Source organism: Thiothrix winogradskyi, from assembly GCF_021650935.1.
GTDB lineage: Bacteria > Pseudomonadota > Gammaproteobacteria > Thiotrichales > Thiotrichaceae > Thiothrix > Thiothrix winogradskyi.
In genome coordinates this window covers 3,185,572-3,199,272 of sequence record NZ_CP091244.1, presented here as the reverse complement: position 1 = coordinate 3,199,272, position 13,701 = coordinate 3,185,572, and the positions used below count along the sequence as shown (strand labels likewise).

The 13,701-nt window shown below is 52.2% G+C and carries 13 protein-coding genes; 9 read left to right on the top strand and 4 right to left on the bottom strand.

What is annotated here, in order from left to right; translation table 11 throughout:
• Positions 1-64: 64 nt before the first annotated feature.
• The 3 genes from L2Y54_RS15895 to L2Y54_RS15885 are packed head-to-tail and all read right to left on the bottom strand — an operon-like array spanning position 65 to position 3,467.
• Positions 65-817, bottom strand: a complete 753-nt coding sequence (locus L2Y54_RS15895; protein ID WP_236497532.1) for a HesA/MoeB/ThiF family protein — start codon at positions 815-817, stop codon at positions 65-67.
• Positions 818-2,782, bottom strand: a complete 1,965-nt coding sequence (locus tag L2Y54_RS15890) for a TonB-dependent receptor (protein ID WP_236497530.1) — start codon at positions 2,780-2,782, stop codon at positions 818-820.
• A gap of 25 nt (positions 2,783-2,807) precedes the next feature.
• Positions 2,808-3,467, bottom strand: coding sequence for an NBR1-Ig-like domain-containing protein (locus tag L2Y54_RS15885; protein WP_236497527.1), 660 nt, complete (start codon positions 3,465-3,467; stop codon positions 2,808-2,810).
• A gap of 156 nt (positions 3,468-3,623) precedes the next feature.
• Here L2Y54_RS15885 and L2Y54_RS15880 point away from each other — a divergent pair, with 156 nt between their 5' ends.
• Entirely contained in the window at positions 3,624-4,790 is a 1,167-nt protein-coding gene (locus tag L2Y54_RS15880; protein WP_236497524.1) for a tetratricopeptide repeat protein, read from the top strand.
• 136 nt (positions 4,791-4,926) lie between these two features.
• On the top strand, positions 4,927-5,430 hold the full coding sequence (locus tag L2Y54_RS15875) for an Rrf2 family transcriptional regulator (protein WP_236497522.1): 504 nt from the start codon (positions 4,927-4,929) through the stop codon (positions 5,428-5,430).
• A gap of 112 nt (positions 5,431-5,542) precedes the next feature.
• Here L2Y54_RS15875 and L2Y54_RS15870 read toward each other — a convergent pair whose 3' ends face one another.
• The gene (locus L2Y54_RS15870; protein WP_236497519.1) at positions 5,543-5,857 is read right to left on the bottom strand and encodes a BolA family protein; all 315 of its coding nucleotides are present in this window, start codon (positions 5,855-5,857) and stop codon (positions 5,543-5,545) included.
• Between the two features lie 92 nt (positions 5,858-5,949).
• On the opposite strand from L2Y54_RS15870, the gene L2Y54_RS15865 reads away from it, so the two are divergent.
• The 7 genes from L2Y54_RS15865 to L2Y54_RS15835 all read left to right on the top strand — a co-directional run bounded on the left by L2Y54_RS15865 (position 5,950) and on the right by L2Y54_RS15835 (position 13,701).
• Positions 5,950-6,921, top strand: coding sequence for an AAA family ATPase (locus tag L2Y54_RS15865; RefSeq protein ID WP_236497517.1), 972 nt, complete (start codon positions 5,950-5,952; stop codon positions 6,919-6,921).
• Complete coding sequence (locus L2Y54_RS15860) at positions 6,921-7,835, top strand: DUF58 domain-containing protein (protein WP_236497515.1); 915 nt, start codon at positions 6,921-6,923, stop codon at positions 7,833-7,835. The genes L2Y54_RS15865 and L2Y54_RS15860 overlap by 1 nt, the downstream gene beginning before the upstream one ends.
• Positions 7,832-8,308 (top strand): DUF4381 domain-containing protein, encoded by a 477-nt coding sequence (locus tag L2Y54_RS15855; protein ID WP_236497514.1) that lies wholly within the window; start codon positions 7,832-7,834, stop codon positions 8,306-8,308. The genes L2Y54_RS15860 and L2Y54_RS15855 overlap by 4 nt, the downstream gene beginning before the upstream one ends.
• Positions 8,301-9,284 (top strand): vWA domain-containing protein, encoded by a 984-nt coding sequence (locus L2Y54_RS15850; RefSeq protein WP_236497511.1) that lies wholly within the window; start codon positions 8,301-8,303, stop codon positions 9,282-9,284. Before L2Y54_RS15855 ends, L2Y54_RS15850 begins: the two co-directional genes overlap by 8 nt.
• A gap of 7 nt (positions 9,285-9,291) precedes the next feature.
• Complete coding sequence (locus L2Y54_RS15845; RefSeq protein WP_236497510.1) at positions 9,292-11,070, top strand: VWA domain-containing protein; 1,779 nt, start codon at positions 9,292-9,294, stop codon at positions 11,068-11,070.
• Positions 11,064-12,800, top strand: a complete 1,737-nt coding sequence (locus L2Y54_RS15840) for a BatD family protein (RefSeq protein WP_236497507.1) — start codon at positions 11,064-11,066, stop codon at positions 12,798-12,800. The genes L2Y54_RS15845 and L2Y54_RS15840 overlap by 7 nt, the downstream gene beginning before the upstream one ends.
• 61 nt (positions 12,801-12,861) lie before the next feature.
• Entirely contained in the window at positions 12,862-13,701 is an 840-nt protein-coding gene (locus L2Y54_RS15835) for an XAC2610-related protein (protein WP_236497505.1), read from the top strand.

Here is a 13,701-nt window from a genome sequence, read left to right as displayed (position 1 = left end):
ATATCTAAAGAATTTATTGAGCCAGCTTTTTAAGACAATATTCAGAGTTTTCGGAATAAGCGCGTTAGTTTTGAAGGTTGAGAGCACAAACAGGGCAGCTTGGATCTTGGGTTAGACGCATTTCGCGCCAGTGCATTTGCTTGGCATCCAGCAGTAATAGCCGCCCGTTTAGGGTAGGTAAATCCAGCAAGGTTTTGAGGGTTTCTGCGGCTTGCATACTGCCAATAATACCGGCGAGTGGCGCAAGAATGCCGGTGGTGCTACAGGTGTCTTCCTGCGTGCCGTTTTCATCGTAAAGGCAGCGGTAGCAGGCGCTATGCGGCTGGCGGAAATCAAAAGTGGTAATTTGTCCTTCCAAACGAATAACTGCACCTGAAATCAACGGTTTGGATGCGGTTTTGCACGCAAGGTTGAGTGCGAAGCGCGTGGGGAAGTTGTCGCTGCAATCGACTACCGCATCGTGTGAAGTAACCACGCTAAGTAATTCATGGTACTCAAGTTTCTTTTGAATGGTATGAATCTGAATGTCTGGGTTTAATGCACGAGCAGCTTGCGCGGCAGACACGACTTTGGGTTGCCCGATGGTGGCGGTGGTGTGAATCACTTGGCGTTGTAAATTGCTCAAATCCACGGTATCAAAATCGACCAAGGTGAGTTGCCCGACACCGGCAGCGGCAAGGTAAAGCGTGACGGGTGCGCCTAATCCGCCCATGCCGATGATCAGCACTTTTGAGGCTAACAGGCGTTCTTGCCCGCTGATGTCTACTTCAGGGAGCAGAATTTGGCGGCTATAGCGCAGGAGTTGTGTGTCGTCCATTTAGAAATCTATCTCCAGTCCTAATGTCAGGGTACGTTTACGCCCTTGTACAATAAAATCGGTGCCTTCGCTTGCTGCCACGTAATCCTCGTTCAGCAAATTGCGCACGCCTGCTTTGAGCGTGATTTTGCGGTTGAGTTGCCAGTTTGCACCCGCATCCAGCCGCGTATACGCGGGAACTTCAAAGCTATTGGCATCATCACCGGGGCGCTTGCCGACCTTGACTGCACCAAGTGTGAGCTGAGTGCGGGCATTGGGGGCGTAATCCAGCGTCAGTGAGCCGCTATGCCGGGGGACATTGTGCAAGTGATTGCCGGTGTTGCCGTCGTTGTTCTCAGTGATACGGGAATCGCTGTAATTGTACGCGGTATTAACCATCAGGGTTTTGCTAATGGGGATGCTGAGGTTGGCTTCCACCCCTTGTGAGCGTGTTTTGCCGGTGAGCATCAATGCGCCCGGTTCGCTAGGGTCGCGGGTGGTGACGTTTTTCTGGTCGATGCGGTAGACACTCAGGTGGCTTTTGACAGGTTTGCCATGCCGGGTTTCATGCTGATGACGCACACCCATTTCATGCTGCACGCCTTGGAGTGGGTCAAAAAACTGGTCGTTTTTATCCATGCCAATATTAGGCGCGAACGATTCATTGCGGCTGGCAAATGCTTGCCAGTGTGGGGTGGCTTGCCAGGTCAACCCCAGTGAGGCAGATGTGTCATCGGCATCGGTTTCCTGAAAGGCGAGGGTGGGTGAGGTGTAATCGGCTTGGTATCGGCTGTTGCGGATTCCAGCATGAACTCCCCATTGCTCGCCGATTTCAGCATGGTGTTGCAAATATGCTGCCCGTTCCTTGCGCAAGGTGATGGATTCGCGTTTGGTGAGCTTGTCAGCATCCGGCAGTGGGAAATCAAACGTCGGGTTGAACAGGTCTAGGGTAAATAAACCGGTGCGAAATTGGCGTTTCAAGTCAATTTCGACCGAATGCCCGCTAACACCAAGGCGCGTCTGGTGTTGGCTGATGCCGAGGGTGTAATGCCGTGAAACTTCAGCACGCAGCGCTTGTTGCGCTTGAGTGTATTGGGCATCGCGGTAATAGCCGGGCAACGACGTGCCTTTGGCTGGTAAATAAGCAAATCCGATCCAGCGTTCATCGCGCTTGGCGTCGATCTGGTTGGCTTGCAGCAACGTTTCCCAACCTTTGCCCCAATCGCGGGTATACGTGCCGCTCACGCGGTTCATGTGCCGTTGGGCGTAAGAACGTGGGTCAACGTAGGAAACATTGTAGATCGGTTTGCCCTGATAAAAGACGTTATCAAAGTCGTATTCGCGGTTTTGCCTGCCGTGTTCCAGCTCCAGTAACAAGGATTGCTGGTCGGTTTGCCACAAGAGTGAAGGTAAAAACGTAAAGCGGTCATCACCGACGTTGGCGCGTCCGGTTTCCGCTTGTTGCCCGATCATGAGCAAGCGCCCTGCCCAATCGCTTTGCGCGAACGGTTGGTTCACATCTAACACGCCATGCACACTGTGGGGTGAACCTGCTGATAATTGCCAGCTTCGTTGTGGTGAAAAATGCGGTTGCTTACTGACGTAATTGACTGTGCCACCCGGTGAGCCTGAGCCAAACAAGACGGAGTTCAAGCCTTTGCTGATCTCAATGCTGTCCAGGGTGGCGGGGTCGCGCAGGTAAAACCCTTGCACATCCAGCAAGCCATCGAGTTGCATATTGCCATTGAGGGCATAGCCGCGCAGGTAGAGGTCGCTGCCTATTCCCGCCTGATTGCGCCCAAGTTGTACGCCGGGGGTGTAATCGGCGAAATCTTCCAGCCGGTTACTGCCGTTATTGCCCGTGTGTTGCGGGTTAATACGGATGCCGGACTGAGGCAGTTTATCAGGGACTTGCCCGTAAATGGACAAGCGTCGTGGGGTACTCTGCACGTTAACGATGAGTACGTCGCTGTTAGGTAATTCCATGATGTTTAAGTTGATTTTATTGCTTTTACAGTGAGATAACCTTGACCAGACAATACAGTCCAGTCAGATGGGGGAAAATGATATTGCCTTCGGCATCGGTGCTTTTCCAATGTGAAATAGTAGTACATGGATAGTCGGGCGCACGAAATTGCACATGCAAACGCACTTTTTCACCCGGTTGGGTTAGCGGGATAGGGATGCTGTCGGCTAAGGGCATTAAGCTATATTGCGAGCCGTTACCGTTATAGTGTTCTGAGCCTTTGAGTGTTTGTACGCTTAGGTGCTCATCCACACATTGCAAACGCCAGTTCACCCAAGCATGAGTGCCGAGATTTTCGACCTCCCAGATTTTCTCAAAGACTTGTCCGGTTTGCACAATGCTATTGTCGGGGTAAGTAATATCAGCAATAAATCCGCTGGCAAATTTAGTGTTCCCGCTGGATTGGGTGGTGCTGTGACTAAGTTGTTTACCGTGAAAATAAATGCGCAACATGCTAAGTGGGTGTGTTTGCAAGGTTTCCGCGACTTTCAAGAGCGTGGAGAGTTTTGCCTCGTCTATGTCGGCATTTAGGAGCTTATGCCATGTTTGGCGCGAAATCTTGGAGCGGTCTGCGGCAGCTACCATCGTCATGTTTAACGCGGTCAGGCGATTTTTGATGTATTTGGCGAGATCCAGCGCAGACACCCATGTTTCCCCTTAAAACGGCTTACTCCAGACTAATACTATAGCAATGGGAGGTTGAAAAGAAATATTCATCTGAGGTTAGGTTGCTGAGCGGCAAAATAATCATTAGTTATAAAAATTTATGATCAAAATCATCTATTACGCATCGGGGCTGCCATGAGAATAATAAAAGTTTTGCTATTGGGGATGACGGCGAGTGCCATCTTGCCATTTTCTGTTACTGCTAACCCTCACATTGCACCCGCACAGCCAGTCAATATGAATGAAGCTCCGCCACCCTGGAATGGGAACATTCCCGCGCCCGCAGCCATGCCGCAAGCAGACGGGGCATCCAAGGGTTCCAGCGTGGAAAACTGGTATCGCAACCGCCGTAAAACAGAGACTAACGTTGGCGGTGAATTGGCTGCGTTACAAGCGGCGGCGGAGAGCGGCGATGCTAAGGCGCAATATAAGTTAGCCATGCTGTATCGCAATGAGGAAAATCCGCAAGCCGATCTTAAGCAATCGCTAGACTGGCAGCAGCGTGCTGCCAAAGCCGGGTATATGGAAGCGCAATATGGGTTGGGATTATTGTACGCGAATGGGCAATACGTGCCTGCTGATGACCAACAGGCACGTCACTGGTTCGATCAGGCGGCATCACAAGGCCATGTTGCTGCCCGCTTGGCGCTGCTTTCACTTGATAATGGTGCGCCTGCACAAGCGATTGCCACTTCCAACAACCTGAAAATGCAAGAACCCCGGCAACGTGCCGAAACGCGAGTAGCAGCGGCTGCCACTATGCCGTCGATTCCGGTGGTTGATCCTGCCAGTCGCCCGGAACCGGTTAGCACGCCCGTATCTCTGCCCATGCTGGCGCAACCCGCCGCTCAGGATGAGCAGCCTGTATCGGATAAACTGGATCTCACGGGCATCGAGCCTGAAGTCTTGCGTCAGTCAGCAGAGTCAGGCGATAAACAGGCGCAATTGATGCTGGGGACGATGTACGAAGACGGTATCGGTGGCTTGCCAGCGGATTTGCGCGAAGCTGCGTATTGGTATGAGCAGGCTGCCAAGCAAAATTACCCCAAAGCCCAATACAACCTTGGATTGTTGTATGAAGATGGGCGAGGTGTCACGCAAAACGATAAGCAAGCCGCTTACTGGTATGATAAAGCCGCTAAAGCGGGGTTTACTGAGGCGCAAAACAACTTGGGTGTGCTATTGGTCTTGGGTAAAGGGGTCAATAAAGACCCTAAAAAAGCAGAAAAATTATTCAATGATGCTGCTGCTAAAGGTAATGCCGATGCCCAACGTAATTTGGAGATGTTACGGAAAGGTTAAATAATTGTAATGTTTTCAAAAGAAAGGTTCGATTTTTTCGATCTGTTTAATTAAAAATTTCGACTTTTTCTTAGTGTTGTGTCCCCGTATAGTGCGTATGAAAGATCAATGACAAGTACTCAGTTAGGAGACAGACATGAAACTATCCACACAAGGTCAACATGCGATTATGGCGATGCTGGCTTTGGCTATCCACGATGACGAAGGTGCAGTGCGCTTGGGTGATCTGGCAACACAGCAGGGGATTTCGTTGTCTTATTTAGAACAGATATTCGCCCGCTTACGTAACGAAGGCTTGGTCGAAGGCATTCGTGGCCCAGGTGGTGGTTATCGTTTGAGCCGCCATGCTGATGAAATTACCTTGGCAGAAATTGTCCAAGCCGCTGAAGACGACGCTGCTGTAGAACTGAATGCCTCGCACAGTACTGCAATGCGGGGTCAGGATTTGGTGCAACGCATGTGGTTAGACCTGAGCAGTCAGTTTTACCGCTTCATGGAAGACATTACGCTGGATAGCTTAATGGAAGGTCATGAACTGCCGCGTAAAACCTACCAGATGGGTGAAACCGCCAGTTTAATTGCCAGAATGTTCCCCGCAAGGGAACTAAGACCGAGCATGGGACATCAAATGGCTATGTAGGTTGAAAGATAAGAGATAACGCTAACGTTTTCGCACTGCTGCCCGCACTCCTCCGATATTAAAGGCAGCATCTCCCAGCGGGGTTGTCCTGAGCCAACAACCCCGCTTTTTTTTATGCCTTGCCGCCGCCCATGCACAAGGGCGATTCTGCCACTTTCCCACCTCTAGCAAAGTGCTCTTCTAGCGTCAGCGTATGCAATGCCAGCGCATGAATCTTCCCATTTAATTCATCTGCCAAAATGCCATTAATCTGCCGATGGCGTGCAATCAGCATTTTTCCATTGAACTGTTCACTCACAACCGTCACCTTAAAATGCGATTCCGAACCGGGCGGCACATTGTGCATGTGGCTTTCGTTAACGACTTCGAGGAAGTCAGGTTGCATGGCCTGTTGGATTTTCTGTTCAATTTGGGTTTGGATGTTCATACTCTCTACACTTGAATTAACGATGATTAACTTGAAACCACGGGAACGGGGCGCGTATATTCCGCCCTACACCCACATAACTAGCTGTGAACATGAACCAAAAAGAAAACTTTGACAAGTTGTCCCAGTATTTGCAAAGCAAAATCATTGGGCAAAAATCCCTGATCAATCGTCTGATGATCGCGTTGCTGGCAGACGGGCATTTGCTGGTGGAAGGTGCGCCGGGCTTGGCGAAAACCCGCGCCATTCAGGTGTTGGGGCAGGGAATCGAGGGCGATTTTCACCGTGTGCAGTTCACGCCGGATCTATTGCCAGCGGATATTACCGGCACGGAAGTATTTCACCCCAATGATGGCTCGTTCCACTTCCAGAAAGGCCCGTTGTTTCACAATTTGATCCTCGCGGATGAAATCAACCGTGCACCTGCCAAAGTGCAATCGGCGCTGTTGGAAGCGATGGCAGAACGCCAGATTACCGTTGCGGGTACGACCTGGAAATTGCCCGAACCGTTTTTGGTGATGGCGACCCAAAACCCGATTGAGCAGGAAGGCACGTACCGTTTGCCGGAAGCGCAACTTGACCGTTTCCTAATGCACGTGATTGTTGATTACCCAACGCCTGCCGAAGAAAAAGTCATTCTGCATCTGGGGCGCAAAGAAGCCATGCAGCAAGTGCGTCATGAAAAAGAAGCCGTTGCGCCACTGGTCAGTCGGAATGACGTAGCGTTAGCGCGGCAGGATGTGCTGAATATATACATGACCGACAAGGTGGAAACCTACCTCTTGCAATTGGTTTTGGCAACGCGGAATCCCGAACGTTACGGTAAATCCTTGGCGGGCAGCATTGCCTATGGCGGTAGCCCGCGTGCCACGTTGTCACTGGATCGGTGCGCCCGCGCTCATGCATGGTTGGCGGGGCGCGATTTCGTCAGCCCCGAAGACGTGCAGGCGGTGGCGCATGACGTGTTACGCCACCGTTTATTGCTGACGTTTGAAGCGGAAGCCGATGGCATGACCGCCAACCATATTATTGATGAATTGCTGGCTTTGGTGGCAGTCCCTTGATGGCAGGTGTAGCTGGCGAAGGGATTGTCTTTAGTTCCCTGCAATCCTTGTTGCGCTTACAGGGGCAGGTGCGCACTTTGCATTTGGCGAAAAAGCATATTCGGGCGCGTCACGCGGGCTTGCACCGTTCCGTTCACAAAGGGCGCGGCATGGATTTTGCTGAGTCGCGCATGTACCAGCCCGGTGACGATATTCGTACCATTGACTGGCGGGTAACGGCGCGTAGTGGGCGCGTACATACCAAAGTGTTTGAGGAAGAGCGCGAAAAGCCGGTGTTATTGTGGGTGGATTTACGCCCGTCGATGTTTTTTGCCACCCGTGGGCGTTTTAAATCGGTGTTGGCAGCACAGATTGCGGCGTTATTGCTATGGAAAACCCTTGATGATGGCGATCGCATCGGCGGTATTTTGCAAAATGGCACGCATACCGAATTCAAACCGTCGCGGAGTCGTTCCTCTGCTTTGCATTTATTGCGCCAGTTGAGCGATATGACCCGTGTGACGGTCGCTGAGCGCAATCGCAGTGATTTGCAAGCCAGTTGGACACGCTTGCGGCGGGTGACACAGCCGGGTAGTCAATTGTTTATTCTGAGTGATTTTCGGCAAGTGACACCCGCAGCGTTGCGGCAGTTGGCAATGATTGCGCAACATTCGCAATTAACCTTGATTGAGATTCACGATCCGTTTGAAGAGAAATTGCCTAATAACGGCAGCTTGCGTTTGACCGACGGTAAACGGCATTTGTTACTGAATTTGGGTTTGCGGCTGTGGCGCGACCGTTATAGCAATCGTGTGGCGCAAGCGGCGAAAACTTTGCAGGAATTCAGCCGCAGCTACCGCATTCCATTGGTGCAATTGTCGACCGCTGACAGCGATAACGAACGCTTGCTCAAATTGTCACGGGGGTTGCGATGAACCCGGAAGAACTCCCGTTACGCGATATTCATTTGCCCGACCCGATTGGCTGGTGGCCGCCAGCGCCGGGCTGGTGGATGTTAGTGGTGTTGATGTTGGCGGTGATTGCGTGGTTATTCTGGCGTTGGCGGCAGCAAAAACGCGCGGAGCAAGGCTTGGAAAGTGCATTGCTGGAGCTGGAACGCTTGCAACGTCAATACGGCACGAATACCAAAGACTTATTGCGCGAACTGTCCGTTTTGCTACGGCGGGTTGCGATCAGTCAGTATGGGCGGCAAACCGTGTCAGGGCTGACCGGCGCGGCTTGGGTCAAATTTTTAGACGACAAAGCAGGTAAGCCCTTATTTGGCAGCAAGTTGGCACATTTACTCACCGAAGTGCCCTATCGCCCAGAAACGCAAGCCGAAACCAAAGCCGTGCTGCAAGCCACTCGTGAATGGATCAAGCTACAACGGGGGAAAGATCATGTATGAATTCCTCTGGTGGTGGATGTTTATTTTGCTACCTTTACCGTTGGTGGTGCGTTGGTGGCTGAAACCGGCAGAACCCAAGCAAGGGGTTGCCTTGAAAGTCCCGTTTTTGGAGGATTTTCAGCAGGGCGGCAAGGTATTGGGGCGTTCGTGGTTTGGTTTGTTGGCATTGTTGCTGGCGAGTGCGGCGTGGATCTTATTGGTGGTGGCTGCTGCCCGCCCGGTGTGGGTGGGCGATACGGTGACAATGCCGGTGTCAGGGCGCGATTTGATGTTGGCTGTCGATTTATCAGGCAGTATGCAAGAGCAAGATTTTATCCTCAATGGGCAGGTGGTTGACCGTTTGGTGGCAACCAAAGCCGTGGCGGGGGAGTTTGTGCGCAAACGCACCGGCGACCGCATCGGTTTGGTGTTGTTCGGTGATCAGGCGTATTTGCAAGCGCCGTTAACTTTTGACCGTCAAACCGTGCTGCGTTTGTTGAATGAATCACAAATTGGTTTGGCAGGCGAACGTACCGCGATTGGTGATGCGATTGGGCTGGCGCTGAAACGCTTGCAAGATAGCCCTGAAAAAAACCGCGTCCTGATTCTGATGACCGATGGCGCGAATACCGCTGGCAGTGTCAGCCCCTTGGAAGCGGCGGAAATGGCAGCAGCCGTGGGTTTAAAAATTTACACGGTGGGGATTGGATCGGAAAGCGACCAGATGCGTAGCGTGTTTGGGTTTCAGTTGATGAATCCGTCGGCGGATTTGGATGAGCGTACCTTGAAAGCGATTGCCACCGGCACGGGTGGGATGTATTTCCGAGCGCGTGATACCGAAGAGTTCCACAAAATTTACGCGGAACTGGATCGGCTCGAACCCGTGGAAAAAGAAGCGCAGCAATGGCGACCGCAGCAAGAATTGTTCCGTTGGCCGTTACTGGCGGCACTGGTGCTGACGCTGTTAGCCGCCGTATTGCGGATAGAACGGGAGTGAGGGCTTTATGTTGAATAATCTGCATTTTCTCCACCCGGAATGGCTGTGGTTATTGCTGGTGCTGCCGCTGGTTTTTGGCATGAAATGGTTTCAGGCGCGTCAGCAAGGCGGCTGGGAACGCATTGTCGATAAGCAATTGATGCCGTTTGTGTTGAGTGGCACGGCGGGTAGTTGGGGATGGTTGCCGTTGGTTTGGTTGTCACTGGCGTTGCTGGTGGCGATTGTGGCAATGGCAGGCCCCGCGTGGGAAAAGCGCGAAGTGCCGGTATTTCGTGATCAACAAGCCTTGGTGGTGGCGATGGATTTTTCTACCTCGATGTATGCCGATGATGAAAAACCTAACCGTATTACCTTGGCGCGTTTCAAATTGCTCGATATTCTCAATGCGCGTCAAGATGCGCAAAACGGGCTGCTAGTATTTGCCGGAGATGCGTTTGTGGTTTCCCCCCTGACTGATGACATCGCCACGATTCAGGAGCAGGTGAAAAACCTTTCACCCGATATTATGCCAGCCCCCGGCAGTTTGTTGACTCCGGCGATTGAACGCTCGGTTGAATTGCTGCAACAAGCGGGCATGAAAACCGGCAGTATTTTGCTGATGACTGACGGTGTGGCGGATACGGAAGCCGCGATTGCCGCAGCGGATAAGGCATGGGGAATGGGTTACAACGTATCCGTATTGTCATTGGGGTCGGCGGATGGTACGCCGATACCACGCCCCAGAGGTGGTTTTTTGCTGGACAGTGCGGGCAAAACCGTGATTGCGACCGTGAATCTGGACGATTTGGCACGTATTGCGAAAGCCGGTGGCGGGGTTTTCACGCAAGCGGCGTTGGGTGATGCTGATGTGAATACCTTAAGTCAGCAGTGGCAGTCGCTCAGCCAACAGCAGTTAAGCAAGAGCCAAGGTCGTCAAACCGATGCGTGGGTGAATGAGGGGTATTGGTTGGTTTTGTTGCTATTGCCGCTGGCAGCGCTGATGTTCAGGCGTGGCTGGCTAGGGGCGCTACTGGTCTGCATATTGTTGCCCCAACCGCAAACCGCTTTGGCGTTCAGTTGGGATGATTTATGGCTGACGCCCGATCAACAAGCCCAAGAAGCGCTGGATAACGGGCAACCCGCCCGCGCTTCAGAACTTTTTCAGCACCCTGAATGGAAGGGGGCGTCAGCGTATAAAAACAAGGACTATCAAACCGCTGCACAACAATATGCCGCGCAACAAAGCATTACCGGACAGTACAATTATGGCAATGCGCAAGCGAAAGCCGGTAAGTTTAAGGAGGCAATTATTGCCTACAAGCGGGTATTGGAAGCCGACCCTAAGCATGACGATGCGCGTCATAACCTGAAAATAGTCGAAGACGCGCTTCGGCAACAGCAGGAGCAGGAACAGCAGAACCAACAAAATTCTCAGAAAAAGCCTCAAGAGCAACCGCAGCAAGACCAACAGAGTGGGGGGCAGCAGCAAGAGCAAGGGGCGGAGGGTCAAGGTTCACAAACGCCGCAACCCAATTCTTCACCGGATGAACAGCAGCAAGCGCAACAACAAGCCGCTGACGAACAAGCTAAAGAGGAAGAAGAGCAAGCCAAACAAGGTGAGCAAGACGGTGAAAAGTCAGAGGAAGCAGCGGAAGCCGATGCTGACGACCCGCAGCAGCGCGAGCAGGCACAAGCCACTGAGCAATGGTTGCGGCGTATTCCTGACGACCCATCCGGTTTGTGGCGGCGCAAGTTTCAGTACCAATATCAACAACGTGGTGCGCAGGCAAGGGGTGATGAATGGTAAGGTTACTCTTGATAGCGTGGTTATGGCTGTTGCCATTCGGGGCGCAAGCTGCTGCGATTATGGCACAGCTTGACCGCAATCCGGTGGCATTGGGTGATCCTGTGGTACTCACGTTTACGGCGGATGGCATCGTATCCGGTGAGCCAGATTTTTCGCCTTTAGAACAAGACTTTGACATACGCGGACGTTCGCAAAGCAACAGTTTTAGCATGGTGAATGGCGTCAGCAGTATCACCACCACGTGGGAGTTGCGTTTATACCCGCGTCGCACCGGTACTGTGCCGATTCCCCCGATTGCTTTTGGCGCAGATCAAAGTCAGGCGCTGGATTTGCAGGTTATGGATCAGCCACCCCCGCAGGTGAGCACCGGGGGCGCACCCGATATTTTGATTGAACTCACCGCCGAACCGCAGCAGCCGTATGTGCAGCAGCAAATCGTGATTACCCAACGCATGTTGCACATCACCCCCTTACAACCGCAAGCCAGCCTTAGTCACCCCGAAGTGGAAGCAGGCAAAGGCAATATCCAGCAACTGGGCAAAACTCGCAACACGACCTTGATGCGCAATGGGCGTAACTATCAGGTGATTGAGCGCCGTTACGCGCTTACCCCGCAGCAAAGCGGTACGCTAACCTTAGGGCGCACTACCTTTGATGGCATTGTTGCTGACAAAAACAGCAATGAATTTGACCCATTTGGCTTGAATGGCAAGCGCATCCGGCGTTTTTCCGAACCATTGACGTTGCAAGTGCAAGGTCAGCCCGCCAGCTATACTGGCAAGCAATGGCTGCCTGCTAACAGCATTACCTTGAATGCGCACTGGCAGACACCTGCTGATAAATTGAAAGCGGGTGAACCCGTTACGTTGACGTTGGCGATTGTGGCGGATGGTTTGGCTGCCGAACAACTGCCCAAGCTCGACATCCAAGCGCCAGCGGGTATCAAGGCATACACTGATCAACCCGAATTGCGTAACGACCCCGGTAGCAACGGAATTGTGGGCGTGCGTCAGGAAAAGTGGGTGGTGGTTGCCCCTTACAATGGCGAGTACGAATTTCCCGGCTTGAGTATTGATTGGTGGAATACCGCCACGGGTAAACAGGAAACGACCACACTTGACCCAGTGAAACTCGTGGTGACTGGTGGACAGGCAACACCCGCTGCTGCGAATGCACCCACCGCAGCGGAACCGGCGCAGGCAGCGCCCCAAACGCCGCAACCTGTTAAAAACCCGGATACACCAGCAGCCTCCGCTGGTTGGTTTGCTTGGTTTTCGTGGGACTGGTATGCCACTGCACTGCTGATCATTTGGGGGGTATTATCAGTCGGGTGGTTGCTGTGGTATTTCTGGAAAAAATCCCAAACGACCCTTAATAAATCGGCTAAAACCGCCAGTATGCCGCCAAAAGTCCGTAAACTAGATGCCAAAACAGCCTGGCAACGGCTGGAACAAGCTTGTCAGCAAAACCAACCGCAAGCTGCCCACGATGCCTTACTGCAATGGCTGGAAGTCGGGCTGCACTTACGACCTGCCTTGCTGGCAAATTTCCGTGAACAAGCGCCGCCGGTATTGCTGGCTGAAATTGATGCGCTTAATGCGGTGCTCTATGGTCGCAGCAGCGGTGGCTGGCGCGGCGCAGGTTTGTGGCAAGCCTTGCAAGGATTTAAGTTATCCACCGGACAGGCAACGGTGAAAACCTCAGAGCTGGCTTCACTTTACCCAGACTAATCCGAACGAAATCCGGTATAAAGGTCTAAGGTGTAAATGTTTAAATCAGCGAGGTAAAACCATGCACAAGCCCATTCCAGCCGGGTTGTTTTTACTGGGCGCAAGCCTATTTTCCTTGAATGCAGCGGCATTCACCGAACCCCAAGGTCATGCCAAATTGCCCATCACGTTTTCCCCCGAATCTAAGGTGAACGTGGTCGTGGAACAGCAGGGCAATACCATTATTGCCAAACTTCCTAAGGGGAAAACGCAACAATTGGGAGAAATGCCCGATGTCCCCGAAGGTAGCCAAACCATTGATGGTTTATTGCTGCAAGCCGATTTCAACTTTGACGGCTACGGTGACGTGGCAGTGCTAGAAGGCGTGGGTTATGGCGGTGTCAATCTGTTTTACCGCTTGCACTTGTGGAATAAAGCGCAGGGTAAATTTCAGGAATACAAAGAGCCAATCAGCAACCCCACGTTGACGCCAGAAACCAAAACACTGAGCACCGCGCAACGCTCGGGGCCACGTTGGTACAGCACGGATTACCGCTTCAACAAGGGCAAACCCTATGTGTGGTCAGAAGGTGCGATGGTGGGTACTGATGGCGATTTGTATTTCGTCAAAATCTACGATTCAGCAGGAAAAGTGCTGAAAAAAGTCATCGCCGATACGCAAGATTCCTCTGACGTAACAGCGAAAACGCCCGCTGCTACCCGCAAAATAACCGTCGACAAAGCGGCTTTGTACGATAAGCCGGATGCCAAAACGAAAACCAAAATGTACCTGATCAAAGGTGACAAAGTGACGCTACTGGATCATCGCGAGGGTGATGACGGTGTGGAGTGGTTTTTAGTACGTTTTGATGGCAAAAAACGGGTGGAAAAATGGGTGGAATGGAGCGCTTTGTCTGGCTAA